At 38.5% G+C, this 26,383-nt stretch carries 23 protein-coding genes; 19 read left to right on the forward strand and 4 right to left on the reverse strand.

The features are described 5' to 3' along the window. Positions 1 to 3: 3 nt before the first annotated feature. Entirely contained in the window at positions 4 to 1,209 is a 1,206-nt protein-coding gene (locus ACE1MS_RS04415) for an AraC family transcriptional regulator (RefSeq protein WP_447402722.1), read from the reverse strand. Positions 1,210 to 1,411: 202 nt separating this feature from the next. Between ACE1MS_RS04415 and ACE1MS_RS04420 the strand changes: the two genes are divergently transcribed. The 14 genes from ACE1MS_RS04420 to pyrE all read left to right on the forward strand — a co-directional run bounded on the left by ACE1MS_RS04420 (position 1,412) and on the right by pyrE (position 16,665). Then, positions 1,412 to 1,747 carry a hypothetical protein gene (locus tag ACE1MS_RS04420; protein WP_012293176.1) on the forward strand — a complete coding sequence of 112 codons (336 nt, stop codon included), beginning with the start codon at positions 1,412 to 1,414 and terminating at the stop codon, positions 1,745 to 1,747. 22 nt (positions 1,748 to 1,769) lie between these two features. Continuing rightward, positions 1,770 to 3,338, forward strand: coding sequence for a sodium/solute symporter (locus ACE1MS_RS04425; protein ID WP_012293177.1), 1,569 nt, complete (start codon positions 1,770 to 1,772; stop codon positions 3,336 to 3,338). 163 nt (positions 3,339 to 3,501) lie between these two features. Then, positions 3,502 to 3,981 carry a signal peptidase II gene (gene lspA / locus ACE1MS_RS04430; protein WP_080695172.1) on the forward strand — a complete coding sequence of 160 codons (480 nt, stop codon included), beginning with the start codon at positions 3,502 to 3,504 and terminating at the stop codon, positions 3,979 to 3,981. Further along, positions 3,978 to 4,889, forward strand: a complete 912-nt coding sequence (locus ACE1MS_RS04435; RefSeq protein WP_012293181.1) for an RluA family pseudouridine synthase — start codon at positions 3,978 to 3,980, stop codon at positions 4,887 to 4,889. The genes lspA and ACE1MS_RS04435 overlap by 4 nt, the downstream gene beginning before the upstream one ends. Positions 4,890 to 5,131: 242 nt before the next feature. Next, positions 5,132 to 5,680, forward strand: coding sequence for a bifunctional pyr operon transcriptional regulator/uracil phosphoribosyltransferase PyrR (pyrR, locus tag ACE1MS_RS04440; RefSeq protein WP_031418931.1), 549 nt, complete (start codon positions 5,132 to 5,134; stop codon positions 5,678 to 5,680). A 14-nt stretch (positions 5,681 to 5,694) separates the two neighbouring features. After that, positions 5,695 to 7,005, forward strand: a complete 1,311-nt coding sequence (locus ACE1MS_RS04445; RefSeq protein WP_031418932.1) for a uracil-xanthine permease family protein — start codon at positions 5,695 to 5,697, stop codon at positions 7,003 to 7,005. 192 nt (positions 7,006 to 7,197) lie between these two features. Beyond that, positions 7,198 to 8,076 (forward strand): aspartate carbamoyltransferase catalytic subunit, encoded by an 879-nt coding sequence (locus tag ACE1MS_RS04450; protein WP_036160943.1) that lies wholly within the window; start codon positions 7,198 to 7,200, stop codon positions 8,074 to 8,076. 1 nt (position 8,077) lies between these two features. Further along, a complete protein-coding gene (locus ACE1MS_RS04455) occupies positions 8,078 to 9,355 on the forward strand; it encodes a dihydroorotase (RefSeq protein WP_447402723.1) in 1,278 nt (425 codons plus the stop codon). Then, positions 9,355 to 10,455 carry a carbamoyl phosphate synthase small subunit gene (locus ACE1MS_RS04460; RefSeq protein WP_012293186.1) on the forward strand — a complete coding sequence of 367 codons (1,101 nt, stop codon included), beginning with the start codon at positions 9,355 to 9,357 and terminating at the stop codon, positions 10,453 to 10,455. The genes ACE1MS_RS04455 and ACE1MS_RS04460 overlap by 1 nt, the downstream gene beginning before the upstream one ends. Beyond that, positions 10,448 to 13,645: a carbamoyl-phosphate synthase large subunit gene (gene carB, locus ACE1MS_RS04465; RefSeq protein WP_012293187.1), complete on the forward strand. Its 3,198-nt coding sequence runs from the start codon at positions 10,448 to 10,450 to the stop codon at positions 13,643 to 13,645. The genes ACE1MS_RS04460 and carB overlap by 8 nt, the downstream gene beginning before the upstream one ends. A gap of 1 nt (position 13,646) precedes the next feature. Next, positions 13,647 to 14,420, forward strand: coding sequence for a dihydroorotate dehydrogenase electron transfer subunit (locus ACE1MS_RS04470; protein ID WP_200990978.1), 774 nt, complete (start codon positions 13,647 to 13,649; stop codon positions 14,418 to 14,420). Next, positions 14,417 to 15,328 carry a dihydroorotate dehydrogenase gene (locus ACE1MS_RS04475; RefSeq protein ID WP_200990979.1) on the forward strand — a complete coding sequence of 304 codons (912 nt, stop codon included), beginning with the start codon at positions 14,417 to 14,419 and terminating at the stop codon, positions 15,326 to 15,328. The genes ACE1MS_RS04470 and ACE1MS_RS04475 overlap by 4 nt, the downstream gene beginning before the upstream one ends. Continuing rightward, complete coding sequence (gene pyrF, locus ACE1MS_RS04480) at positions 15,328 to 16,032, forward strand: orotidine-5'-phosphate decarboxylase (RefSeq protein ID WP_036167383.1); 705 nt, start codon at positions 15,328 to 15,330, stop codon at positions 16,030 to 16,032. Before ACE1MS_RS04475 ends, pyrF begins: the two co-directional genes overlap by 1 nt. A 3-nt stretch (positions 16,033 to 16,035) precedes the next feature. Further along, positions 16,036 to 16,665 (forward strand): orotate phosphoribosyltransferase, encoded by a 630-nt coding sequence (gene pyrE, locus ACE1MS_RS04485; protein WP_031418938.1) that lies wholly within the window; start codon positions 16,036 to 16,038, stop codon positions 16,663 to 16,665. Positions 16,666 to 16,738: 73 nt separating this feature from the next. On the opposite strand, the gene ACE1MS_RS04490 is transcribed toward pyrE, so the two are convergent. Continuing rightward, on the reverse strand, positions 16,739 to 17,527 hold the full coding sequence (locus ACE1MS_RS04490) for an MBL fold metallo-hydrolase (protein ID WP_447402724.1): 789 nt from the start codon (positions 17,525 to 17,527) through the stop codon (positions 16,739 to 16,741). A 744-nt stretch (positions 17,528 to 18,271) separates the two neighbouring features. Between ACE1MS_RS04490 and ACE1MS_RS04495 the strand changes: the two genes are divergently transcribed. Genes ACE1MS_RS04495 through ACE1MS_RS04515 form a run of 5 tightly spaced genes read left to right on the forward strand, consistent with a single transcriptional unit; the run spans position 18,272 to position 23,962 of the window. Next, on the forward strand, positions 18,272 to 19,285 hold the full coding sequence (locus tag ACE1MS_RS04495; protein WP_012293192.1) for an ABC transporter ATP-binding protein: 1,014 nt from the start codon (positions 18,272 to 18,274) through the stop codon (positions 19,283 to 19,285). After that, positions 19,282 to 20,217: an ATP-binding cassette domain-containing protein gene (locus tag ACE1MS_RS04500; protein ID WP_012293193.1), complete on the forward strand. Its 936-nt coding sequence runs from the start codon at positions 19,282 to 19,284 to the stop codon at positions 20,215 to 20,217. Before ACE1MS_RS04495 ends, ACE1MS_RS04500 begins: the two co-directional genes overlap by 4 nt. Position 20,218: 1 nt before the next feature. Continuing rightward, positions 20,219 to 21,181 (forward strand): oligopeptide ABC transporter permease, encoded by a 963-nt coding sequence (opp4B, locus tag ACE1MS_RS04505; RefSeq protein ID WP_031418940.1) that lies wholly within the window; start codon positions 20,219 to 20,221, stop codon positions 21,179 to 21,181. A gap of 35 nt (positions 21,182 to 21,216) precedes the next feature. Beyond that, positions 21,217 to 22,116 carry an ABC transporter permease gene (locus ACE1MS_RS04510; protein ID WP_036167386.1) on the forward strand — a complete coding sequence of 300 codons (900 nt, stop codon included), beginning with the start codon at positions 21,217 to 21,219 and terminating at the stop codon, positions 22,114 to 22,116. A 16-nt stretch (positions 22,117 to 22,132) separates the two neighbouring features. Beyond that, complete coding sequence (locus tag ACE1MS_RS04515) at positions 22,133 to 23,962, forward strand: oligopeptide ABC transporter substrate-binding protein (protein ID WP_031418944.1); 1,830 nt, start codon at positions 22,133 to 22,135, stop codon at positions 23,960 to 23,962. Positions 23,963 to 24,401: 439 nt separating this feature from the next. Here the strand turns inward: ACE1MS_RS04515 and ACE1MS_RS04520 are convergent, their stop codons facing one another. Both ACE1MS_RS04520 and ACE1MS_RS04525 read right to left on the reverse strand, forming a co-directional pair. Continuing rightward, positions 24,402 to 25,328 (reverse strand): ABC transporter ATP-binding protein, encoded by a 927-nt coding sequence (locus ACE1MS_RS04520; protein ID WP_012293197.1) that lies wholly within the window; start codon positions 25,326 to 25,328, stop codon positions 24,402 to 24,404. Further along, positions 25,321 to 26,376 carry an ABC transporter ATP-binding protein gene (locus ACE1MS_RS04525; RefSeq protein ID WP_025113882.1) on the reverse strand — a complete coding sequence of 352 codons (1,056 nt, stop codon included), beginning with the start codon at positions 26,374 to 26,376 and terminating at the stop codon, positions 25,321 to 25,323. The genes ACE1MS_RS04520 and ACE1MS_RS04525 overlap by 8 nt, the downstream gene beginning before the upstream one ends. Between the last annotated feature and the right edge of the window lie 7 nt (positions 26,377 to 26,383).

Consider the following 26,383-nt stretch of genomic DNA (forward strand, 5'->3'; position numbering starts at 1 on the left):
ATCCTACTTAAACAAAATTTCCTTCGTATTGCGGTAGTCTGTTGGCGATATTCCAACATATTTTTTAAAGGTTAGACTGTAATAATTCGGTGTATTAAACCCACAGGTGGAGGAAATTTTTTCGACCGTATAATCAAACTTTCGTAAAAAGGGTAAAGTCTTGATAATACGTGTAAAGGCAACATAGTCAACAAAATTACGACCCGTTTCTTTTTTAAATAGCCTGCTAAAATGTGTTGGGCTAAAGCTTATATATTTCGCAACTTCACTTATAGAAAGCTGTTCGTCAAAATGCTCTTCTATAAATTGAATAGCTTTTTGAAGCTGTGGATGCTTCGTTAAATCTTCATAATATCGTATATGAATGTTATCAATAGGCGGTTTTCTACGAGCTTTTCGTGCCTGACTATAGGATTCCTTCACTTGCATAGCATCCTGAAATACACCTCCAACCCCCATAAAAAGATGGATACAATGGTCCTTTTTTAGTGTTTCGATGACCTCTAATAAACATGCTTTGCCCTCTGGCCAATGTTTGAATGAGTTATAGTCATTAGGTATTCGCAAAAGAAAAAGCAAATAGCGTTCAAAATGTAAAAAGGACAACGGCGCTTTATCTGCAAATTTCTGTTGAATAACAGTTGTAATGAGGCTACTTGCATCTTGTGGATGAGCTTTTTTTTCATTGACATCGATATAGCCCTGTATTAAGAACACCATATTAGGGATACAGTTAGGCGATAAAAAGGATGCAGATTGAATGATTTCCTGTTCATTATCAATCTCACCGCGTATAAGACGTTTTAAAAATGCTTCTCGAAATGGAGAAGTTTGGTTATGGGATATTTGTTGTGTCAGTTCAAGCATGGTAAGTGTACTAGCCTTTTCTTCCAGATAGGCAGTGTGTAACTTTTTTACAATACGTAAAAATTTTGATTTTTGTAATGGTTTAATGAGAAGTGCAGGTAAAACTAATTCAATTGCTATACCAGTCGAGTAGGTGAGGTGTTCTGTAACAATTGGGACAATTATACTATTAGGATAATTTCTTTTTAGTCGCTTAATCTTAACCCAATCAAATAACCGATTGACTTCATAGACAATAATAGTGTCATCTTCTGGTTTAGGCTCTTTACACTCCATTAAAGCGCTTGGTAAAACTTCTTCTAACCAATCTCTCATTTGTTGCTTATCCAATGAGCTTTCCATAAACCATACCACCTTTAAAATGCTACCAGCCTCCTAAGAATAAAATTGATAGAAATATTTTAACTTAAAATAGCATTTTTTTGTACTAATACAGCAATATTTTATACCTATATTGAAGTTGAAATAGAATAGAATAATTGTAGTGAATAATAATTTGAAATTTCAGATAATTATTTACTGAAATAAAAAGGGGGAGTTGGCTATGGCAGAAGTCGGGAGTCATGATTACGAATATGTGGAGGCAGGCACCATTGATGTAAAGGATCTTCCACCTCTAGATGCGGCGACAAATAAAATTATGAAAGATGAATTTACAACAGGTTTAGGCTTATCGGTATTTTATTTTATATTGATTTTTAGTATCCCAGTTATGAATTGGTTTGCACCGGAATTTGCCTTTAAGAAAATGTGGGGTGGAATGACGGTAACCTGGTTTGTGACAACCGTTGTGATGATGGCAATGGCATTTATTATCGCTTATGTGCATACTTCCATGTACGAAAAGCGCCTAAAAAAATATGATCTAGCCAATAAGTAGTTGAAATAAGGGGGATAAGTGAATGATAGAAGCTCTTTTAGAACCAAAGATGTTAATGACCATTGCATTAATGGGAACGATTGTATACATTACGTATTTAACAAAAAGAAATGCAACAGCATCGGATTTCTTTGTAGGAGGAAGAAGCTTTGGGTGGTTTACAAATGGTTCTGCAATTGGCGGGGATTATTTAAGTGCAGCCACATTCCTTGGGATTGCAGGCTTAACATTTCAACTAGGATATGATGGGGCTTATTACGCTTTTTGTTTCTCCATTGGTTTAACCTTATTAGCTATTTTCGTAGCGGGTCCTTTGAGACGATTTGGTGCATTTACGGTAGCAGATTTTTTGGGGTATCGTTTTCATAGTAAACGTGCACGACTAGTAGCAGTCGCGGTAGTATTAGCCATTTCAGGCTTTTATGCGGCTCCGCAACTATTAGGTGCTGCTCAAATTTTAAGTATGTTTTTTGGCACTTCCTATGAATTTGGCATTATCTTTACATGTGTAGTCATGATTTTTTATGTAGGTATTGGTGGAATGAAAGGAACAACCATTAACCAAGCCTTGGAGCTATGGATTCGTCTTGGTGCATTTATTGTCATGTTAGTAGCAGCGGTATATAGTGGTTTGCATTACGATAAAATTCTTGCAGCTATTAATTCCTTTAGCGGTCCTATTTCAGGCACATCCCCATATGCTTTAGATGGGAATGAAGTTAATTTTGATGGTGCTGCTTGGACAGGGACAGGCTTTTATTTCCCAACATTTTGGCAAACGATTAGCATGACGATTGGTTTAGCTTTAGGAACCATTGGACTCCCTCATATTTTATTGCGCTTTTATACGAATCCAAGTGCAAAAGCAGCACGAAAATCTGCCCTGATGGCTATAGGAATTGCTAGTACATTCTTTTTTTTAGCCGTTTATTTAGGAGTTGTTGGTCGTTCCATTTTCATTTCGGGAACAGCTAGTGAAGAGGTTATGCGTGATCTTGTACTTGGCGGAAACAATATGGTGATACCAACTACAGCGTTAGCTCTAGGTGGTAAATGGTTGCTGGGCTTAGTTATTGCGGGGGCATTTGCAGCTATTTTCTCTAATCTTTCAGGTCTTTTTATTACAAGCTCTGGGGCACTCGCTCATGATTTATATGCGAACATTATGAAAAAAGACATTACGCAAAAACAGCGTGTCATTGCTGGAAAAGTAGCTATCGTACTATTAGGTATTTTATATGGGGCACTTGGGCTCCTTGTTAAGGATGCATCTATCGGTCATTTAGTGGCGCTCGCCTTTACAGTAGCAGCAAGTACATTTACGCCAATATTTATTTTAGGGATTTGGTGGAGAGGCATGACAGAGAAAGGAGCCATTGCAGGATTACTTATTGGACTTGGCGTATCTATGTGGATGATTTTTTTACCAGGAACTTTACCGAGTTTCTTACAGTTTAAAATTCCAGGAATTGTAACGGTTCCTGTAGGCTTCTTATCCGTTATTATTGTGTCACTATTAGATCGAAAGGTACCTGCTGATGTCAATGAATTTATGAAGCGAGTCCATTCAAAAGAATCTGAAACAGTATAAGACAATAAATTTGGCTATTTCTATTGCTCGAAAAGTGATAGAGATAGCTTTTTTGTATTTTCAAGACATTTGGAATCGCCATATTTTTGATGTGATATTAGTTATTGTGAATGGTGCTGATATGGTAGAATAGGTTAGATGTTGAGCGAACGGAGGAATGTTTGTGTATAAATATTATGGATTGGCTGCCTTTGTCGTATTATTGGATCAATGGACAAAGTGGTTGATTGTGAAAAATATGGAGTATGGTGAACGTATTGCTGTAGTAGATCCATGGTTTGGCATTTTATCACATCGTAATAGAGGTGCAGCATGGGGAATGCTAGAAGGGCAAATGTGGCTGTTTAGCATCGTGACAATTGCCGTTATCTGTGCCATTGTCTATTTTTATCATAAAGAAGCGAAAGGGAAGCCAATTTTTCAAGTGGGCTTAATGCTATTACTTGGTGGAGCAATAGGGAACTTTATCGATCGTTTATTTAGAGGAGAAGTGGTTGATTTTGTAGATGTTTTAATTCCGATTATTCAGTATGATTTCCCAATTTTTAATGTGGCAGATGCTGCGTTGACCATTGCTGTTGTTATACTAATGATTGGCTTGATTAGGGAAGATAAAAAAGAGAAGAAACAGGTGAAACAATGACGGAAGTAACATATACAATCGAAGAACAACAGCAAGGAGAGCGCATTGATAAAGCACTTTCAAGCTTACAATCTGAATGGTCGCGCACACAGATTGGGAACTGGATTAGTGACGGAAATATCAAGGTAAATGGCGATGCTGTGAAAGCAAAATATAAGGTAAAAGCGGGGGACGTTATTGCTATTGATGTACCAGAAGCTGAACCACTTGATGTAATCGCAGAAAACCTAGCACTGGATATTGTTTATGAGGATGCTGATGTTCTTGTTGTGAATAAACCAAAGGGTATGGTCGTTCATCCAGCACCAGGGCATATGACAGGGACGCTAGTAAATGGGTTGATGTATCAATGTAAAGATTTATCGGGTATCAACGGGATTATGCGTCCAGGTATAGTCCATCGTATCGATAAAGATACATCAGGCTTATTAATGGTTGCCAAAAACGATGTAGCCCATGAATCGTTAGTGGATCAGTTAGTCAATAAAACTGTTACTCGTAAATATATTGCTCTTGTACATGGGCATATTGCACATGATAAAGGGACTATTGATGCGCCAATCGGTCGTGATCAAAAAGACCGTCAGAAGCAGGCTATTGTCGATAATGGTAAACATGCTGTTACGCATTTTCATGTGGTAGAGCGCTTTGGTGATTATACGCTTGTAGAATGTCGTCTAGAAACAGGACGAACACATCAAATTCGTGTGCATATGAATTATATCGGTTTCCCGCTTGTTGGGGATCCAAAGTATGGACCGAAAAAGACAATTGATTTTGGTGGACAAGTTCTTCATGCAGCAACGCTAGGCTTCAATCATCCTTCTTCAGGTGAATACTTAGAGTTTGAAACGCCACTTCCTGCTGATTATGAGCAATTATTAAATGAATTACGAAATAGGCATTGACGTATACGCAAAGAAAGTCTATACTAACGACAGTGAATGAACAAACTAATTAAATATTCACCTTTAATAGCAGTCCAGAGAGGCTGAGAAGGGACATGTGATAGTGTTGCAAAAAATTTGTGCTGCAAATTTTTTTTCGACATGCTTTTTAAACACGTATACAACCCTCTCAGGCTATTCGCCTCGAGAGGTTTTTTTATGGACACATGCTCACAATAGATTGTAGAGAGGGGGAAACGAATTTGGCTCAAAATGAATTGTTAGATGGCCCATCAATGGCACGAGCATTAACACGTATTGCTCATGAAATTATTGAACGCAACAAAGGAATCGATGAATGTATTTTAGTTGGCATTAAAACACGAGGTGCTTTTCTAGCCAAACGCTTAGCACAACGAATTGAAAAAATCGAAGGTAAACCAATTCGTACTGGGGAGCTTGATATTACACTTTACCGGGATGATTTAACAACGAAACATGAAAATGAACAAGCACATGTTGAGCAAGTTGACATTGAGCATGAAGTGAAAAATCAAAAGATTATTTTAGTCGATGATGTTCTTTATACAGGACGAACAGTTCGTGCAGCACTAGACGCTATCATGGATTTAGGAAGACCTGCTCAAATTCAATTAGCTGTTCTAGTTGATAGAGGACATCGAGAGTTACCAATCAGAGCAGACTACGTGGGGAAAAATGTTCCGACTTCTGGCTCTGAGCGCATCATTGTCAATTTACAAGATGTAGATGGAGAAGATGGCGTTATTATTTATAAAGAAGACGAACAATAAAGTGAGGAAACAAAATGTCAAATGCAGTATTAGATATTAAGGATAAGCCAACCCCACTTCAGCTAGTGACATTAAGCTTCCAGCATATGTTTGCCATGTTTGGGTCAACAATCTTAGTGCCACAGTTAGTAGGTCTTAGCCCTGCAATTGCCCTTTTAACAAGTGGGATTGCAACAATATTCTTCCTATTAATTACAAAATTTCAGGTACCCGCTTACTTAGGCTCCTCCTTTGCCTTTATTGCTCCAATATTACTGGCGGCAGGTGGTTTGAATGAGGATGGCTCCAGTGTAAACCCTGGAAATGCCATGATTGGCGCAATGGCTGTCGGAATCACGTACGGAATCGTATCTTTAATCATTTGGAAAAGTGGTTATAAGTGGATAATGAAAATTTTGCCACCGATTGTAGTAGGACCAGTAATTATGGTTATTGGACTTGGACTATCGGGTACGGCCGTGAATATGGCGATGAATGTTAACGGGGAATATAGCTTTTTACATTTCTCTGCCGCTTTAGTCACAGTCTTCACAGCAATTATCTTCACGATTTTCTTTAAAGGAATTTTAAGTACAATGCCAATTTTGATGGGCTTAATCGTAGGTTATATTTACTCCATGATTGTCGACATTGTAGATTATACACCGATTGCCAACGCAAAATTCTTTGCTATGCCGGACTTCTTGCTACCAGGTGTACATTATGAATTTGAAATCACAACAAAAATTCTACTTGTCATGGTACCAATCGTGATTGTAACGATTTCTGAACATATTGGTCATCAGCTTGTATTAGGGAAAGTAGTTAACCGTGATTACATTAAAGAACCTGGTTTACACCGTTCCCTACTAGGTGATGGACTTGGCACATTCGTAAGTGCATTAATCGGTGGTCCACCTAAAACAACTTACGGTGAGAATATTGGTGTTCTAGCAATTACTCGTGTTTATAGTGTGTACGTTATAGCAGGTGCTGCAATAGTAGCCATATTACTATCATTCTTCGGGAAAGCAATGGCAGTGATTGCAACTATTCCAACCGCAGTATTAGGTGGAGTGTCCATCTTGCTCTTCGGTATTATCGCAGCTAGTGGTTTACGTATGCTTGTAGATAATCATATTGATTTTGGAAATAGTCGTAATCTAGTGATTGCTTCAGTGATTTTAGTCATCGGGATCGGCGGTGCAAAGTTCGTCATTTCAGAATCATTGAGTATTGAAGGAATGGCACTAGCTGCCATCATCGGTGTCCTATTGAATGCCATATTACCAGGTAAGAAGGAAGCCGAAAAACCCGTACCATACAATCAAAATAAAAATTCATAGTAGTACCTTTTAATGAATTGTCCAGAGAGGCAAAAAAAGGGAAGTTGTGGATAGGCTAAAGTAAGGATGATTCCCTGCTGTAGTTTGTCACGCCTCCTTATGCCTCGTTGATGACATCAACGGGGCTTTTACTTTATGAAAAGAACGTCATACATAGACGTTCATGACACACAACCTTATGGGGGTCACATGATGAAGAACTTATTATCGATGGAACATTTAACAACAGAAGAGATTCACCACATCCTAGATCTTGCGCAAGCTTTTGAAAATGGTGAAACATCATCGTTATCTCGGACATACAACGTTGCCAACTTATTTTTTGAACCAAGTACACGGACAAAATCAAGCTTCGAAATGGCTGAGCATAAAATTGGCTGTCATATCATTCCTTTCGATGCGGGATTTTCGAGTGTTACTAAAGGGGAGACCATGTACGATACGGTCAAAACTTTAGAAATGATAGGTTTAGATGCAGTCATTATTCGAGCATCAGAGGATGAATATTATAATGAGCTACTAAATGGTATTAATGTAGCAATCATCAATGCAGGGGACGGTGCAGGACAGCATCCATCCCAATCATTATTGGATCTATATACAATAAAAAAAGAGTTTGGGTATTTTGAAGGGCTCAATATTACGATAGTTGGAGATATCTCACATAGTCGAGTAGCAAAATCAAACGCCCATGCATTGCAACGTTTAGGGGCAAAAGTGCACTTCCTTTGTCCAGAAGAATGGGCAGGAGGATTTGAAGCGCATCATTCTTGGGATGATCTAATCGAAATTAGCGATGTCATTATGCTATTACGTGTGCAACATGAACGTCATAAAGTAAATAAAAGCTTTTCGAAAGAAGGCTACCATCAAGAATACGGCTTAACAATAGAACGAGAAAAGCTAATGAAAGAATCAGCTATTATTATGCATCCAGCACCAGTGAATCGTGATGTAGAAATTGCTTCTGAGCTTGTAGAGTGTGGACGCTCTCGAATATTCGAGCAGGTGCGAAATGGAGTCTATACACGGATGGCAATTGTGGAAACAATTTTAAAGGGGAGAGAATAACATGAAAAAAGTACTTCGAAATGTACAAATGTTAAATGAACAAGGTGAGCTGCAAACAGTCAATATCGCCATGGCAGATGGAAAAATTACAGCAATTGGCCAAGAGGTAACGGTAGTAGATGCAGAGGTCATTGAAGGAAATGGCTTGATTGTAGCACCAGGGTTTGTCGATGTGCATACACATTTACGAGAGCCAGGCTTTGAACATAAAGAAACAATAGCGACAGGGTCTGCCTCTGCAGCAAAGGGTGGCTTTACGACAATTTGTGCCATGCCAAATACGAAGCCGGTACCAGATTCAGTGGAAAACATGCAGCTTATTAATGGGCTGATTAAAGAAAGTGCTGTGATTCGAGTACTTCCATACGGTTCACTAACAAAGGATATTTCTGGGGAAGTTCGAACAAATGTGGAGGAGTTAAAAGCATATGGAGCTGTAGCGTTCTCAGATGATGGTGTAGGAATTCAGCTTGCTTCAACCATGTACGAGCAAATGAAGGATGCTGCCAAGCACGACATGGTAGTTGTGGCCCATTGCGAGGATAATTCATTAATTTATGATGGGGTTATGCATGAAGGAAAGCGTAATAAGGAGCTCGATCTTCCGGGGATTCCATCCATTTGCGAATCCGTTCAAATTGCACGAGATGTACTGCTTGCTGAGGCTGCAGGTGCACGCTACCATGTTTGTCACGTATCAACAAAAGAATCCGTTCGTGCGGTAAGAGATGCAAAGGCAGCCGGAATTCGTGTAACAGCAGAGGTTTGTCCGCATCATTTATTACTCGAAGAAATGGATATTCCATCCGATGATGCAAACTGGAAAATGAATCCACCATTGCGTGGGGCTGATGACAAAGATTCACTGCATGTAGCACTACTAGATGGAACTATCGATTGTATTGCAACAGACCATGCACCACATACAGTGGAAGAAAAATGCTGTGGTATGGTGGGGGCACCGTTTGGTATTGTAGGTTTCGAAACAGCTTTCCCACTACTATATACACAATTTGTTGAAACAGGGAAATGGACTTTAAAACAATTAATAGACTGGATGTCAGTGAAGGCAGCTGAAATTTTTGATCTACCCTATGGCACATTAGCAGTGGGTGCTTCAGCGGATATGATTTTAATAGATATTCAAAAAGAACAAACAATTGATGCAGAAGGCTTTGTATCAAAAGGACGTAATACACCATTTAACGGTTGGGTTGCAAAAGGTTGGCCGGTCCTAACAATTTTTGAAGGAAATATCGTATATCAGGAGGCAGAGTAATGAAAAAACGTTTACTAGTTTTAGAGGATGGCACAGTATTTACAGGTACAGCATTTGGGAGTGATCGCGCTTCACAAGGTGAGGTTGTATTTACGACAGGTATGACGGGATATCAAGAAACTATTTCAGACCCTTCGTTCTATGGTCAAATTGTTACATTGACGTATCCAATGGTAGGAAACTACGGCATTAACCGAGATGATTTTGAATCCATTACGCCAGCTATACGTGGATTTGTTGTACGCGAACTTGCTAAAACGCCTTCTAACTTCCGTTGCGATTTAACGTTAGATGAGTATTTAACATCAAAAGATATCCCGGGTATAGAGGGGATTGATACGCGTAAATTAACACGTATTATTCGTAGTAAAGGATCAGTAAAGGCGATTTTAACAGCGGCCAATGAAGAGGTAAATGTGAGTGAAGTTGTGACGCAACTGCAAGCGACACCAGCTATAACACACCATGTACGTGAAGTATCGCCAAAAGCAGCCTATCCATCACCTGGTCGAGGTAAACGAGTGGTCTTAATTGACTACGGTATGAAACATGGCATCCTTCGAGAATTAAATAAACGTGATTGTGATGTACTAGTAGTTCCTTACAATACATCAGCTGAACAAATTTTAGCTTGGCATCCAGATGGCATTATGCTCTCAAACGGACCAGGGAATCCAGAAGATGTCCAAGAGGGAATAGAAACAGTACGTAACTTAATTGGAAAAGTGCCAATGTTCGGGATTTGCTTAGGTCATCAAATCTTTTCCTTAGCAAGTGGAGCGAAAGCCTTTAAACTACCGTTTGGACACCGTGGTGGCAATCATCCAGTAAAAGATTTACGCACAGGTCGTACAGATTTAACATCTCAAAATCACGGCTACGCTATTGATATCGAATCATTACAAGATACTGATCTAGAATTAACACATATCGCCTTAAATGATGGTACGTGTGAAGGGGTACGTCATAAAAAATATCCAATTTTTACAGTACAATACCACCCAGAAGCATCACCAGGACCAGAAGATTCAAACCACTTATTTGATGAATTTATTGAAATGATGGAAGTAGAAGCAGGGAAGGGGAAACAACATGCCTAAACGTACAGATATTGAAACAATTTTAGTAATCGGCTCAGGCCCAATCGTCATCGGGCAAGCAGCAGAATTTGACTACGCAGGAACACAAGCTTGTTTGTCATTAAAAGAAGAGGGCTACCGTGTTATCTTAATTAACTCAAACCCTGCCACAATTATGACAGATACAGAAATTGCGGACAAAGTTTATATCGAACCGATTTCTCTTGATTTTGTATCTCGTATTTTACGTAAAGAACGCCCAGATGCTATTTTGCCAACACTTGGTGGTCAAACTGGTCTTAACATGGCGATTGAATTAGATAAATCAGGCATTCTAGATGAGCTGGGTATAGAAATCCTTGGTACAAAACTAGATGCTATTCATAAAGCAGAGGACCGAGATTTATTCCGTAACTTAATGTACGAATTAGGTGCTCCAGTACCTGAGTCTGATATTATTCATTCCTTAGACGAAGCGAAAAGATTTGTAGTCAAAATTGGTTACCCTGTTATTGTTCGTCCAGCCTTTACGCTTGGTGGTACAGGAGGCGGCATTTGCTACAATGATCAGGATTTAGAGGAAATCGTAACATCCGGTCTTAAATATTCACCAGTAACACAATGTTTACTAGAAAAATCTATTGCAGGCTATAAAGAGATAGAATATGAAGTAATGCGCGATGCAGTGGACAATGCCATTGTAGTATGTAACATGGAAAATGTTGACCCAGTAGGAATTCACACGGGGGATTCGATTGTAGTAGCACCGACTCAAACTCTCTCGGATCGTGAAAATCAAATGCTACGTAATATTTCATTAGATATTATTCGTGCGTTAAAAATTGAAGGTGGCTGTAACGTCCAACTAGCACTTGATCCATATAGCTTCAACTACTATGTCATTGAAGTAAATCCGCGTGTATCACGTTCTTCTGCGCTAGCTTCTAAAGCAACAGGCTATCCAATTGCTAAGCTAGCAGCAAAAATTGCAGTTGGTTTAACATTAGATGAAATTAAAAACCCTGTAACAGGATCAACCTATGCTTGCTTTGAGCCAGCTCTTGACTATATTGTCGCTAAAATCCCACGCTGGCCATTCGACAAATTCGAATCAGCAAAGCGTAATCTTGGCACGCAAATGAAAGCTACTGGTGAAGTGATGGCACTAGGCCGTACATTCGAGGAAGCCATGTTAAAGGCGGTTCGTTCACTTGAAACAGGTCAAGTACACTTAGAGCTAAAGCACGCTGAAGACAACTCGGATTCTTGGATTGAAAAACGTATCCGCAAGGCTGGGGATGAGCGTTTATTCTTCATCGGTGAAGCATTACGCCGTGGTGTGACAATTGAACAAATCCATGAATGGTCAGCTATTGACTTATTCTTCTTAAACAAATTTAAAAACATTGTAGATATGGAACAAACGCTAGCTGACCATAAAAATGATAAAGAAGTGCTTCGTACAGCAAAACGTTTAGGCTTTGCAGATAAGAAAATTGCTGAGCTTTGGGACACGACAGAAGAAGCCATCTACGCATATCGTAAAGAGCAAGGTATTATTCCTGTCTATAAAATGGTTGATACATGTGCAGCAGAGTTTGAATCTGAAACACCTTACTTCTACGGCACATATGAGGAAGAAAACGAATCCATTAAGTCAGAAAAACCTTCTGTAGTAGTACTAGGTTCAGGACCTATCCGCATTGGACAGGGGGTAGAATTCGACTATGCTACCGTCCATTCAGTATGGGCCATTCAAGAGGCAGGCTATGAAGCTATCATTATCAACTCAAATCCAGAAACAGTGTCTACGGACTTCTCAATTTCCGATAAATTATACTTCGAGCCATTAACAATCGAGGATGTTATGCATATTATCGACTTAGAACAGCCAATTGGAGTTGTTGTTCAATTCGGTGGTCAAACTGCGATTAACCTTGCTGATAAGTTAGCTGCAAATGGTGTGAAAATCCTAGGAACTTCTCTAGAGGATATCGACCGTGCAGAAAACCGCGATAAATTCGAACAGGCTTTACGTGACTTAAACATTCCACAGCCACAGGGTGAAACAGCGGTTTCTACAGTTGAAGCACTTGCCATTGGTGAGCGTCTGGGCTTCCCAGTACTTGTCCGTCCTTCCTATGTTCTAGGTGGACGTGCAATGGAAATTGTTTACAACCAAGAAGAATTACAGCACTATATGGAGAACGCAGTGGAAGCATCTCCAGATCATCCGGTATTAGTGGACCGTTATCTAACAGGGCAGGAAATTGAAGTAGATGCTATCTGTGATGGAGAACATGTATTAATCCCAGGTATTATGGAGCATATTGAGCGCGCAGGGGTTCACTCTGGTGACTCTATATCAGTTTACCCACCACAGAAATTAACACAGTATCAAAAAGATACATTAGTAGATTATACAACACGTCTTGCAAAAGGTCTTGGAATCGTAGGCTTAATGAACATTCAATATGTAATTTCCCAAGGTGAGGTATATGTCATTGAGGTGAACCCACGTTCATCACGTACAGTACCATTCTTAAGTAAAATTACAAATATCCCTATGGCTAATATTGCAACGAAAGCAATTCTAGGGAAATCGATTGTCGAGCAGGGCTATCCAACAGGATTAGCCCCTGAGCAAAAAGGTGTATTTGTGAAAGTACCAGTGTTCTCATTTGCCAAACTACGCCGTGTAGATATAACATTAGGCCCTGAAATGAAATCTACTGGGGAAGTAATGGGCAAAGATGCAACATTAGAAAAAGCACTTTACAAAGGCTTAGTTGCAGCAGGAATGGAAATTCGCACAGAAGGAACAGTATTGTTTACGGTATCTGATAAGGATAAAGAAGAAGCAATCGCATTAGCAAAACGTTTCTCAACAGTAGGCTATCGCATTGTAGCTACTGAGGGAACAGCAAAAGCATTTGAAGCTGCTGGAGTGCGCACGGATGTTGTTGGCAAGATTGGTGCGAAGGGACAAACACTGATTGATTTAATCCAAAATGGCGAAGCTCAGCTTGTCGTTAATACATTAACAAAAGGTAAGCAACCAGCTCGAGATGGTTTCCGAATTCGTCGTGAGTCTGTAGAAAATGGCGTACCTTGTCTCACATCTTTAGATACGGCAGAAGCAATGGTACGTGTCATTGAATCTATGACATTTACAGCAGAAGAAATGCCAAAAGCGGAGGTAGTACACTAATATGATACGTCAAGAGAAAATGAGGGTCGTCTCCCAAAAGCAAATTGCGACAAACATTTTCGAACTGACACTTCATGGTGAACTGGTTCAGGATATGACTCCTGGCCAGTTTGTCCATGTAAAGGTGTCGGATTCGTTGGAGCCGCTTTTACGTCGACCAATTAGTATTGCAAATATAGATAAAGATAACAATGAATTTACAATGATTTATCGTGCTGAGGGTCGTGGTACCAAAGTATTAGCAACAAATCGTGAAGGTCAACAGGTCAATGTCCTCGGACCAATTGGAAATGGTTTCCCAGTAGATGCAGTAAAAGAGGGAGGAACAGCTCTACTAGTCGGAGGGGGAATCGGAGTGCCTCCACTACATGAGCTTTCCAAGCAATTAAACGCACGTGGTGTTAAAACAATACATGTGCTTGGCTTTCAAACGGAAGATGTATGCTTCTATGAAGAGGAATTCAGCACCCTTGGGGAAACGCATTATGTAACGGTTGACGGCTCTAAAGGGACAAAAGGCTTTGTGACAAATGTGTTAGAGTCTAGAGCACCTGAATTTGATGTCTTTTATTCTTGCGGTCCTCTCCCAATGTTAAAAGCACTTGAAGGCTTCTATCCAGAAAAAGAAGGTTATTTATCATTTGAAGAGCGTATGGGCTGTGGTATTGGTGCTTGTTTTGCATGTGTCTGCAAAACAACCGATCAAATAGCAAAAGACTATGTCAAAGTATGCTCTGATGGTCCAGTTTTCCCGAAAGGTACGGTGGCATTATGAGTCGTTTAAACATTCAATTACCAGGTTTAGATTTAAAAAACCCTATTATGCCTGCTTCCGGTTGCTTTGGTTTTGGACGTGAATATGCACAGCTTTACGATCTATCCAAGCTAGGGGCAATAATGATTAAAGCAACAACAGTTGAAACTCGTGCAGGTAATCCAACGCCGCGTGTGGCTGAAACAGCAGCAGGGATGTTAAATGCAATTGGGCTACAAAATCCTGGCATTGAAAAAGTGATGAATGAGGAATTGAAATTTTTAGAGGGCTATGATGTACCAATTATCGCCAATGTGGCTGGAACAGAGACTGCAGATTATGTAGAAGTAGCGAGACGTATTTCAGCAGCACCTAATGTCCAAGCTTTGGAGCTGAATATTTCATGTCCAAATGTTAAATGTGGTGGCATTCAATTTGGGACAGATCCAGACACAGCACGTGAGCTTGTCAAGGCGGTTAAAGCTGTATCCACTGTTCCTGTTTATGTGAAGCTATCACCGAATGTAACAAATATCGTAGACATTGCTTTAGCTGTCGAAGCGGGTGGCGCGGATGGCATAACAATGATTAACACTTTAGTAGGTATGCGTTTAGATGAGCGGACAGGGAAACCAGTCATCGCAAATGGCACAGGTGGTTTATCGGGTCCTGCTGTAAAGCCCATTGCCATCCGAATGGTTTATGAGGTGTACAAGGCTGTTAATATTCCGATAATTGGCATGGGTGGTGTGACAGAAGCACAGGATGTCATTGATTTTATGTCGGCAGGTGCTTCAGCTGTGGCAATAGGAACTGCAAATTTTGTGGACCACTTCGTTTGCCCAAATATTATTGATGAATTACCAGCAAAACTTGACGCACTTGAGGTAGAACATATAACAGATATTATTGGAAGGAGCCATCGTTGATGAATACTAAGCCTATACTAGCATTAGATTTTCCAGGAGAAAAAGAAGTATTCGATTTCTTAAAGCACTTCCATGAGCCTCTTTTCGTGAAAATTGGAATGGAATTATATATGCAAGAAGGGCCTGATATTGTACGCAAAGTAAAAGAGTTAGGTCATGATGTTTTCCTTGATTTAAAACTACATGATATCCCGAATACAGTAGGCTCTGCTATGAAGGGCTTAGCCAAACTAGGAGTGAATTTAGTAAATGTCCATGCGGCAGGTGGACGTCCAATGATGGAGGCTGCCCTAGAGGGTCTAGAAGCAGGAACACCTGTAGGCAAAGAACGTCCAGCATTAATTGCTGTAACACAATTAACATCCACAACAGAGGAGCAAATGCAGACGGAGCAAAGAATTGCTTTATCCTTACAGGAGTCTGTTCTACATTATGCACGTCTAACAAAACAAGCTGCCTTACAGGGTGTCGTTTGTTCGGTACATGAGGCTAAGGCAATAGCTGAAGTGTGTGGAGAGGATTTTCTTCGGGTAACACCAGGAATTCGTCTAGCCGGTGGCGCTGCACACGATCAAAAACGTATTGCCACACCGGATGGAGCAAAACGTGAAGGTTCGTCACTCATCGTTGTTGGACGTGCTGTAACAGGTGCACAGGATCCAGTAGCGGCATATAAAATCGTAAGTGAATTATGGGAGGCATAAATGATGACATTACAGAATGAAATTGCACACGCTATGCTAAAGGTGGGTGCTGTAGAATTAAATCCAACAGAATTATTTACATGGGCATCTGGTATAAAATCACCTATTTACTGTGATACACGTTTAACAATCTCTGACCCTGTTATTCGTAAACAACTTGCGACTGGCTTAGCAGCTGTAATTAAAGAGCATTTTGGAGCGACTGAAATAGTAGCTGGTACAGCAACAGCAGGTATCCCACATGCAGCATGGGTAAGTGATATTTTAGAATTACCAATGGTCTATGTACGCTCTAAAGCGAAAGAACATGGCCGTGGCAATCAAATTGAAGGAAAATACGCAGCGGGCCAAAAAGTAGTTGTGGTGGAGGATATCGTTTCTACTGGTGGCTCTTCCATTACAGCAGTTGAAGCATTGCGTGCAGCAGGCTGTGAAGTACTAGGAGTTGTTTGTGTCTACACATATAATCTTCCACGAGCTGAACAAGCATTTGATGAAGCTGGCATCCAATATGTCTCCTTAACTAATTTCGATTATCTGATTGAGGCAGCAAATGAATCAGGTGCTATTAGAGAAGAAGATATTCCATTCTTAAAAGAGTGGCATGCGAAATTAAAGGCAGGAGAGCTATAATAAAAAGCTGTTCTACTGGTTATTTGACCTGTAGAACAGCTTTTTTCTTCCTATTTAAATAGGGAGAGGGTATTTAAAATTGAATACTAAAGCCATTAAAACGATGTATACCTGTCCCAAAATGTACTAGATTATTTTCTCGAAGTGTAATAACTGCCTTTTTTACCTCTAATAAGATAGAAGGGTCAAGACCTAATGTGTGATGAGAACCAAAAATTTTCGTAAGCGAAGATAAGTTAGCTATTTTTTCTAAAGATTGGACTAAATCCTCGGGGCTAGTAGTTGGAAAAAATGCATAAATAGGTGCTTGATCATATAGTAAGTCCCCAGTAAACAAATAGCCATATTTATGATCCAAAAGAGCAATATGGCCAGGAGAATGCCCTGGTGTGTGGAGTATAGATAATTTTCGGTTCCCTATATCTATAATATCACCATCTTCTAAAACACCAGAAGGCTGTCCCTGAAAAGGCTTGTAGTCCGAAGGATTAAACGTTTTAGGTGTAGGTATCGTAATATTACGGCCAACATCCGTTCTAATCTGTTCGATAGATAATTTAGGGATACCATGGATTAGCCAATCAACCTCATCTTTATGAACATAAATATCATCAAACGCTCCGTGACTGCCAATATGATCCCAATGAACATGTGTTGTAATCACAGAAATGGGCAAAGAGGTTAATTGTTTACTAATCCTTTGAATATTATCAATCCCAAGACCTGTATCAATAAGAACAGCTTGTTTCTCCCCAAGCAATAAAAAGGAATGCACCTTTTCCCAATGACCATATTCACTTATAGCATACGTTTCATTATTGAGTTCCTCTACAGTAAACCATGCATCATTAATTTTTGCCATGACAGCCAACCTTTCCTTATGTTGAAATGAAAAATAATATAATAAAACTTTGTCATTGGAAATTTTAACATAAAATCATGTAATTTCCTTTTAAAATATTCTAAATAGTATTTCTATATTGAATATTAAAGAAAAATTCGGCAATTAGGAATAATTAAGAAGTATGGTAGATAGCTATAAACTAAAAGCTTTAAATTGTTTTCTTAAAGTAATTTGAAATATTAGCACTTCAACGTCCAAAATTATTCATTGAAAATAAAAATGTGTGAAATATAATTTTTCTATAAAAGTTAATTTGTTATTTTTTGCTATAAAACACTCATTTATTTGAGTTTAACTGTGTTTTATTTGTAAAAGTAAATTTGTGGTGTGAATTTTTTTGTTATATTTGAATAATTTATTTTTGTATAAATTATAACTTTGTAAAGATAAAGTAAAATATTTCTTAAAACGAAAATATAAAACGAGCATTTTTTAGAGGGAGATGTCTGGTGGAAATTTATAAGCTGGATTGAAATAATTTGAAAAAGGGACTTGCGTTTATACATGTTTTCTAGCTAAAATAATAGCACAGTTTAATTTTCAGATAATTCTATCAGCAACTGACGAGTTGAAGGCGAAAAAATTATTAAAATCATACTTGCCAATATAAAAATGAGGGGAGAAGAGAGAAAAACTAAATATGATTCTGATATAAAGTATCGTTTGTATTTTCAGAATATTGAATTATAGAGGAGAGATTGTTTGAATACAGCAAAAGACTTACTAACAATAACAAATTTGACTACAAGTTTTCGCATAAAAGATACATACCACGCTGCTGTAGATGATGTCTCACTTTCGCTTCAAAAAAATGAGGTATTAGCAATAGTTGGAGAATCAGGTTGTGGTAAAAGTACGTTAGCGACTACTATTGTAGGTTTGCACAATGAGGTTAATACAAAGGTTACTGGTGATATCTTTTATAATAATCAAAATTTAGCAAAATTGAATGACCAACAATTTAATAACTTACGTGGTAATGACATTGGGTTTATTTTTCAGGACCCACTATCAGCACTTAACCCTTTAATGAGAATAAGCGAACAAATTGAAGAAGGGTTAATCTATCATACAAAGCTTTCAAAACAACAGCGAAGTGAAAGAGTATTAGAACTACTCAATCAAGTTGGAATTGCAAATCCAGAACGCGTAGCTAGACAATTTCCTCATCAGCTATCGGGGGGGATGCGTCAGCGTGTCATGATTGCGATTGCCCTATCATGTAAGCCAGCTATATTAATTGCTGATGAACCAACAACAGCATTAGATGTTACCATTCAGGCCCAAATTTTGGACCTGTTAAAAGCATTACAGACTGAGACAGAGACAGGCATTATTCTCATTACGCATGATTTAGGCGTTGTAGCAGAGATGGCTGATCGTGTTGTAGTTATGTATGCAGGTGAAGTAGTGGAGGAGGCACCGGTTCAGGAATTATTCAATAATCCAAGGCACCCTTACACGCGTTCACTATTAAATTCAATTCCACAAACACATAGCGAAAATGAAAGACTCGAGGTTATTCAAGGGATGGTACCATCTTTAATCAATTTACCTCGAGAAGGTTGTCGTTTTTCAGGACGTATTCCGTGGATTGATGCATCTTCACACGAAGCAAAACCACAATTACATGAAATTGCACCAGGACATTTTGTGAGATGTACCTGCTGGAAACACTTTCATTTCGAAGGTGAAGAAGGGGGCGGGACTGTATGAGCTTTATGCAAATAAAAGATTTAAGTGTTCATTACCCAATACGTGGAGGATTTTTTAATACCGTTGTTGATCGCGTATATGCAGTGGACGGTGTAACAATGGAGTTCGAAAAGGGCAAGACGTATGGGCTAGTAGGAGAATCAGGATCAGGTAAATCAACAACAGGAAAAGCAATCATAGGTCTAGAAAAGATCACCTCTGGTCAAATTTTTTATGAGGGTGAAAATGTGACAAACCAACAGAGAAAACGTGATTCTGCCTATAACAGAGACATACAAATGATTTTCCAAGACTCTCATTCTAGTATGAATCCTAGAAAACGTGTTCTCGATATTCTAGCAGAGCCTATTCGGAATTTTATGAAGCTCAGTGATCAAGAGGAACGCAAACGTATTAAAGAGCTACTTGCTATTGTTGGGATGTCGGAAGATGTTTTACTAAAATATCCCCATGAATTTTCGGGTGGCCAAAAGCAACGTCTGGGCATTGCGCGAGCGGTTGCTTGTAACCCTAAAATGATTATTGCAGACGAACCTGTTTCAGCGCTAGATCTATCAGTACAGGCACAAGTATTGAATTTCATGAAAGATATTCAAAATGAGTATGGACTTACATACTTATTCATTTCCCATGATTTAGGCGTTGTTAAACATATGTGTGATCATATTTCTATTATGTACAAAGGACGCTTTGTGGAAACTGGTACAAGACATGATATTTATAAGAATCCGCAGCATATATACACGAACCGCCTTTTATCAGCCATTCCAAATATCGAACCAGAGACTAGGAATGAGCGTAAATTAATTCGACAGCAGGTAGAAGGAAATTATCAACAAGAGCAACATAAATACTATGATGAGCATGGAAAAGTCTATCCACTGAAATCCATTTCAGACACACATATGGTTGCAATGTCAGGAGGAATGTGAAATGTGGAAAACAATTGCTAGAAGAATAGTTTTAATGATTCCTCAAATGTTTGTGCTAAGCTTAATTATTTTTATCTTAGCGAAACAAATGCCAGGTGATCCTTTTACAGGGTTAATTACACCAGAAACAGACCCTGCACGTATTGAAGAACTTAGAATTCAAGCGGGTTATTATGATCCATGGTATGTACAATATTACCATTGGGTGATCAATGCCTTTCAGGGAGATTTTGGACAAAGCTATACATATAAACTTGCAGTGTCCTCATTGATTGGCGAGCGTGCATTAAACACTTTTTGGCTTGCCCTACTTAGCACCATTCTTGTTTATTTAATTGCTATTCCATTAGGAATGATAGCTGGACGTAAGCAGGATACATTGTATGATAAGTCGATTACTCTGTATAGCTTTATAAGCTATGCAATACCAACTTTTGTATTGGGCTTAATTTTCTTATATATCTTTGGATATCGTTTAATGTGGTTTCCGACGAGTGGAACAGTCGATGTAGGGATAGAACCCGGAACGCTCGAGTATTATTGGAATCGCTTGTATCATTTAATATTACCTGCAATGACGTATGCCATTTTAGCGACAACGACGATTATTCAATACTTACGTTCAGAAATTATTGATGCCAAGACACAGGATTATGTTAAGACAGCACGTAGTAAAGGTGTACCAATGAAAATCATCTACAGAAGACATATTTTCCGTAACTCTTTATTACCTATTGCGGCCTTCCTTGGCTTTACAATTACAGGCTTATTAGGCGGCTCGATTTTCATAGAGACAATTTTTGGCTTCCCGGGCATGGGGCAATTATTCATCCATTCCGTAACAAGTCGTGATTATAGTGTTATTACAGCTCTTGTTATGCTTTATGGCTTCTTGGCGTTATTAGGTAGTCTATTGTCAGATATAATTATGAGCATTGTTGATCCACGTATCCGCATAGACTAACAGTTACATTGAACGCATAAGGAGAGGTGAATAAAATGGAGCAAAAAAATGATGTAGTAAAAGTTGAAAATATGCCACCAACAGGGATTCAAGTCGTTATTCGTGAATTCAGAAAAGATAAATTAGCATTATTGTCATTTATTGGAATTACTTTGCTTATAATTGTAATATTAATTATGTCCGCATTTATGAATCAGGATGAAATATTACGAATAAAATTATTAGAGCGTTTTACAGAGCCTGGTGTTAATGGATATATTCTTGGGGCTGATGAAGCGGGTCGTGATATGTATGGACAGCTTATTATCGGTGCGAAAAATTCTATTTTAATTGCAGTTGCTATTACCCTTATTGCGAATGCCTTAGGGATTGCCCTGGGCATTATAATGGGCTATTACGGCGGCTTTATCGATAATTTATTTATGCGTATCATTGATTTCCTTATGACATTACCGACATTAATGATCATCATTGTATTAGTTACAATTATTCCGAAATATGGTGTTTTTGAGTTGATTTTGATTTTAAGTGCCTTTCAATGGATAAGCACTGCGCGCCTCGTTCGAAGTAAAGCTTTATCCGAAGGGCGTAGAGATTATGTGAGTGCCTCGAAAACAATGGGGACTAGTGATTTTGCCATTATGTTTAAAGGGATACTACCAAATTTAAGCTCGTTGCTAATAGTAGAATTAACGTTAAACTTTGCAGGGAATGTTGGTATTGAAACGGGTCTATCGTTCTTAGGCTTTGGTTTACCGCCGTCAACACCTAGCTTAGGGACATTAGTAAGCTATGCAACAAATCCGGTAGTATTATCTTCAAAATGGTGGATTTGGTTGCCCGCATCATTATTAATTTTAGTTTTGATGCTTGGTATAAATTATGTCGGTCAAGCGTTAAGACGTGCAGCTGACGCAAAACAACGATTAGGATAAAGGGGAGGATTTACACATGAAGAAAAATTGGTTATTCTTGTCCATTTTATTTGCATTCATGCTAGTTTTAGCAGCCTGCAGTGGTGGAGGCAATGGGTCTGAAAAAGGCGCAGAAACTGATAACAAAGAAAAGTCGGGTGAAACAGAAAAATCCGGCGAGTCTGAAGGTACTAGTGATTCATTATTACCAATGGAAGTAACAAATGAAGGAGACGCAATCCAAGGTGGTACATTACGCGTAGGACTTGTAACAAGCTCTCCGTTCCAAGGTATTTTCAACTGGGAACTATACGAAGATGCTTATGATTCAGAAATTTTAGCCTTTGCGTCTAATGTGCTTTTTGAACAAGATGGAAACTTCCTTGTTACAGACAAAGGTATTGCAAAGTTAGACGTTGATGCTGAAGCAAAAACAGCAACTGTCACAATTCAAGGTGATTATAAATGGTCAGATGGTACACCTTTAACAGCTGATGATCTAATTTTTCCATATGAGCTAATTGGTCATCCAGATTATACAGGTGTTCGTTATGATGATGATTTTAAAAACATTGTAGGAGCAGAAGAATACCATAATGGTAAAGCGGATACAATTTCTGGTATTACAAAAGTTGATGATAAGAGTATTAAAATCCAACTTAAAAAAGTATCACCAGCTATTTACTCCATTGGTGATGGCTTATGGGCATATGCAGAGCCTAAACATCAATTAGAATCTATTCCAGTGAAAGACTTACTTGCTTCAGATGCAGTACGTAAAAATCCAGTAACACTTGGTGCATTTAAAATTGATAAAGTCGTAAATGGTGAGTCTGTACAGTTTGTAGCAAACGAACATTATTTTAAAGGCAAGCCAAAAGTGGATAAAGTAGTACTTGAGGTTGTTCCACCAACTTCAATTGGTGAAGCATTACGTACTGGAAAATATGATATTGCTACATCATACCCAACTAATCAGTATGATAGTATTAAGGATTTACAAAACATAGCATTATTAGGTCGTCCAGAATTATCATATTCTTATATCGGCTTTAAATTAGGAAAATACGATACAACAAATAAAGTAAACGTATTTGATGAAAAGTCAAAAATGAATAGTATTGAATTACGTCAGGCTGTTGCGTTTGCAATGGATGTTGAAGGTGTTGCAGAAAAATTCTATCAAGGATTACGTGAGCGCGGAAATTCTTTAATTCCACCAGTATTTGCATCCTATTATGATGCAACATTAGAAGGCTATAATTATGATCCTGAAAAAGCAAAAGAATTATTAGATAAAGCGGGCTTTAAAGATGTAGATGGTGACGGTATTCGTGAAGATAAAGATGGTAAAAAATTCTCTATTCGATTAGCTTCAATGGCTGGTTCAGAAACAGATGAAGCGATTGTTGAATACTTCCGTCAGAACTGGAAAGAAGTGGGATTAGACGTGCAATTAACAACAGGTCGTCTTATTGAATTCAATGCTTTCTACGATAAAGTTCAAGCAGATGATCCAGAAATCGATATGTATCAAGCTGCATGGGGAACTGGAACAAATCCATCTCCTAAAGGTTTATATGGTGAAGGTGCTGAATTTAACTTTAGCCGCTATGTATCTCCTGAATTAACAAAATTATTAGACGCTATTGACTCAGAAGAGGCTATGGACCAAGATACACGTACAAAGGCTTTCAGAGAGTGGCAAGAATATATGAGTGAAAAAGCAATGGTAGTACCAACTTTCTTCCGTACAGAAATAATTCCTGTTAATAAACGCGTAAAAAACTGGAATGCATCTTATGATAATGGAACTTCTAGTAATCTTCAAACAATTGAATTATTAGCTGATCAACCTATTAAATAGTTTATTATTAATCAAAAAAGCAGCTTTTCTACAAAGAAGAAAAGCTGCTTTTTTAATAATACATCTCATAAAAAAGGGGATACGTATATTACGTTGGAAAAAACATGTAAAGTAAAACGGCAGCCAAATAAGCTGGCTGATAGGTTGAGGCCTTTTAAGTAAAGCTTTTAGCCACATTTAGGAGACGGACACTGCCTGCAAAAGGTGAATTCGGGCTAGATCCATAATAAAACCAAACAAGAAAGAAATAATAGTTTTAATTTGTTTTATCGTTCTTTATTAATATCAGGAATATGTAACCTGATAAAATATAAGTAATATTTTCAATGCTGCATACATATAAATTTATGTACAAACTTATTAGTTATAGAACAAAATGGAGAAATGTAAAGAAAAAACTCCCGCTACAGTAGTAAAACTGTAGACAGGAGTTCGAGTCTTATCGATTATTAACCCAAGTTTTAACTAAATCAGCAGTTCCATATACATAGTGTTGGTCGCCTACTTCATGATACGATGCACTTTCGTCAACCTCCGTATGCTTGTACGGAATACGTTGACGACGTTTCTCAGACATTGGATCAGGAAGTGGGATTGCTGATAATAAAGATTTTGTATACGGGTGAACAGGATGATTGTAAATGTCATCTGCTTTACCGATTTCCATGATTTTACCGCGGTACATTACAGCAATACGATCACTGATGTATTTTACCATCGAAAGGTCATGGGCAATGAACAGATATGTTAAGCCACGTTCTTTTTGAAGTTGTTTTAGTAAGTTAACAACCTGAGCTTGGATCGATACGTCAAGCGCAGAGATTGGCTCATCGGCAATGATAAACTTAGGATCTAAGCTTAGTGCACGGGCAATCCCAATACGTTGACGTTGACCGCCAGAGAATTCATGTGCGTATCGATTCGCGTGCTCTTTGTTTAAACCTACAGCTTCAAGTAACTCTTGAATTTTCCCACGACGTACATTTTTATCCTTGTAAAGGCCATGGATATCAAAGGCTTCACCAATGATTTCACCAGCTGTCATACGAGGATTTAAAGAAGCGTAAGGATCTTGGAAGATCATTTGCATTTGGCGGTTAAAATTCTTTAACTCATTTTTAGATTTTTTTCCATGAACATTTTCCCCATCGAAAACAATCTCGCCACCTGTAATATCATATAATCGAATGATTGAACGACCAGTTGTTGACTTTCCACAACCTGATTCACCTACAAGACCAAGTGTTTCACCTTCATAAACATCGAAGCTAATACCATCTACGGCTTTGATTGGATTACTTGGTGAACCAAAATGCTGCTTTAGGTTTTTAATTTCAAGAATTTTTTTAGCACCAGTTTTAGTCATTTTCTTGTGCCTCCTTTGCTAAATACCCTTCTATACGTTTAGCAACCGCTTCAGGAAGAGGAATCTTTGGTGCATCAGGATGCAATAACCAAGTTTTTGCAAAATGTGTTTCACTTACTTGGAACATTGGTGGTTCTTGTTCATAATCAATGGCCATTGCGAACTCGTTACGTGCTGCAAATGCATCCCCTTTAGGTGGGTTCGTAAGATCTGGTGGTGATCCAGGAATCGTGCGTAATAACTCATCTGTATCATTATCCAAATCAGGCATAGAACCTAGTAGACCCCATGTGTATGGGTGCTTTGGATTATAGAAAATATCATTAACAGTACCATATTCTACAATTTGTCCAGCGTACATTACGGCTACACGATCTGCGATGTTCGCTACAACACCTAAATCGTGTGTAATGAAAATGATAGATGTTTTCGAGTTCTTTTGGATTTCCTTCATTAGCTCTAAAATCTGTGCTTGAATAGTTACGTCTAGGGCTGTTGTTGGCTCATCGGCAATCAGTAGCTTAGGATCAGCTGCAAGGGCGATCGCAATAACAACACGTTGACGCATACCACCTGAAAATTCATGTGGGTATTGATTATAACGTTTCTCAGGGAAGGGGATACCTACCTGTGTTAAAAGCTCAATGGCACGTTTTTTTGCATCTACTTTAGAAACTTTTCTATGTTGCAAAATTACTTCAGTTATTTGACGTCCGACCTTCATAGTTGGATTCAAACTTGTCATTGGATCTTGGAAAATCATTGCAATTTCATTTCCGCGTACTTTAGACATTTCTTTATCAGTTAACGGAACTAAATCACGACCATTAAATAAAATTTGCCCTGACTCATAAATACCAGGTGGCTGTGGAATTAGTTTCATTAACGCATTACTCGTAACACTTTTTCCAGAACCTGATTCACCAACTATAGCTAGTGTTTCACCTTCCTTTAAATCAAAGTTAACACCACGTACAGCATGAACAAGCCCTGCATAAGTTTTAAAGTTAATTTTTAAATCTTTTACTTCTAGAATTGTTTTACTCATTTCGGCC

This window comes from Lysinibacillus sp. fkY74-1 (assembly GCF_053165895.1).

What these genes read in the sequence shown, in the direction of transcription:
- ACE1MS_RS04500 (WP_012293193.1), top strand. Translation starts at nt 19,282, where the DNA reads ATGAGCTTTATGCAAATAAAAGATTTAAGTGTTCATTACCCAATACGT.
- ACE1MS_RS04525 (WP_025113882.1), bottom strand. Translation starts at nt 26,376, where the DNA reads ATGAGTAAAACAATTCTAGAAGTAAAAGATTTAAAAATTAACTTTAAA.
- ACE1MS_RS04435 (WP_012293181.1), top strand. Translation starts at nt 3,978, where the DNA reads ATGACGGAAGTAACATATACAATCGAAGAACAACAGCAAGGAGAGCGC.
- ACE1MS_RS04510 (WP_036167386.1), top strand. Translation starts at nt 21,217, where the DNA reads ATGGAGCAAAAAAATGATGTAGTAAAAGTTGAAAATATGCCACCAACA.
- ACE1MS_RS04490 (WP_447402724.1), bottom strand. Translation starts at nt 17,527, where the DNA reads ATGGCAAAAATTAATGATGCATGGTTTACTGTAGAGGAACTCAATAAT.
- ACE1MS_RS04450 (WP_036160943.1), top strand. Translation starts at nt 7,198, where the DNA reads ATGAAGAACTTATTATCGATGGAACATTTAACAACAGAAGAGATTCAC.
- ACE1MS_RS04425 (WP_012293177.1), top strand. Translation starts at nt 1,770, where the DNA reads ATGATAGAAGCTCTTTTAGAACCAAAGATGTTAATGACCATTGCATTA.
- ACE1MS_RS04515 (WP_031418944.1), top strand. Translation starts at nt 22,133, where the DNA reads ATGAAGAAAAATTGGTTATTCTTGTCCATTTTATTTGCATTCATGCTA.
- ACE1MS_RS04470 (WP_200990978.1), top strand. Translation starts at nt 13,647, where the DNA reads ATGATACGTCAAGAGAAAATGAGGGTCGTCTCCCAAAAGCAAATTGCG.
- ACE1MS_RS04520 (WP_012293197.1), bottom strand. Translation starts at nt 25,328, where the DNA reads ATGACTAAAACTGGTGCTAAAAAAATTCTTGAAATTAAAAACCTAAAG.
- ACE1MS_RS04415 (WP_447402722.1), bottom strand. Translation starts at nt 1,209, where the DNA reads ATGGAAAGCTCATTGGATAAGCAACAAATGAGAGATTGGTTAGAAGAA.
- ACE1MS_RS04460 (WP_012293186.1), top strand. Translation starts at nt 9,355, where the DNA reads ATGAAAAAACGTTTACTAGTTTTAGAGGATGGCACAGTATTTACAGGT.
- ACE1MS_RS04475 (WP_200990979.1), top strand. Translation starts at nt 14,417, where the DNA reads ATGAGTCGTTTAAACATTCAATTACCAGGTTTAGATTTAAAAAACCCT.
- pyrF (WP_036167383.1), top strand. Translation starts at nt 15,328, where the DNA reads ATGAATACTAAGCCTATACTAGCATTAGATTTTCCAGGAGAAAAAGAA.
- ACE1MS_RS04455 (WP_447402723.1), top strand. Translation starts at nt 8,078, where the DNA reads ATGAAAAAAGTACTTCGAAATGTACAAATGTTAAATGAACAAGGTGAG.
- carB (WP_012293187.1), top strand. Translation starts at nt 10,448, where the DNA reads ATGCCTAAACGTACAGATATTGAAACAATTTTAGTAATCGGCTCAGGC.
- ACE1MS_RS04445 (WP_031418932.1), top strand. Translation starts at nt 5,695, where the DNA reads ATGTCAAATGCAGTATTAGATATTAAGGATAAGCCAACCCCACTTCAG.
- opp4B (WP_031418940.1), top strand. Translation starts at nt 20,219, where the DNA reads ATGTGGAAAACAATTGCTAGAAGAATAGTTTTAATGATTCCTCAAATG.
- ACE1MS_RS04420 (WP_012293176.1), top strand. Translation starts at nt 1,412, where the DNA reads ATGGCAGAAGTCGGGAGTCATGATTACGAATATGTGGAGGCAGGCACC.
- pyrE (WP_031418938.1), top strand. Translation starts at nt 16,036, where the DNA reads ATGACATTACAGAATGAAATTGCACACGCTATGCTAAAGGTGGGTGCT.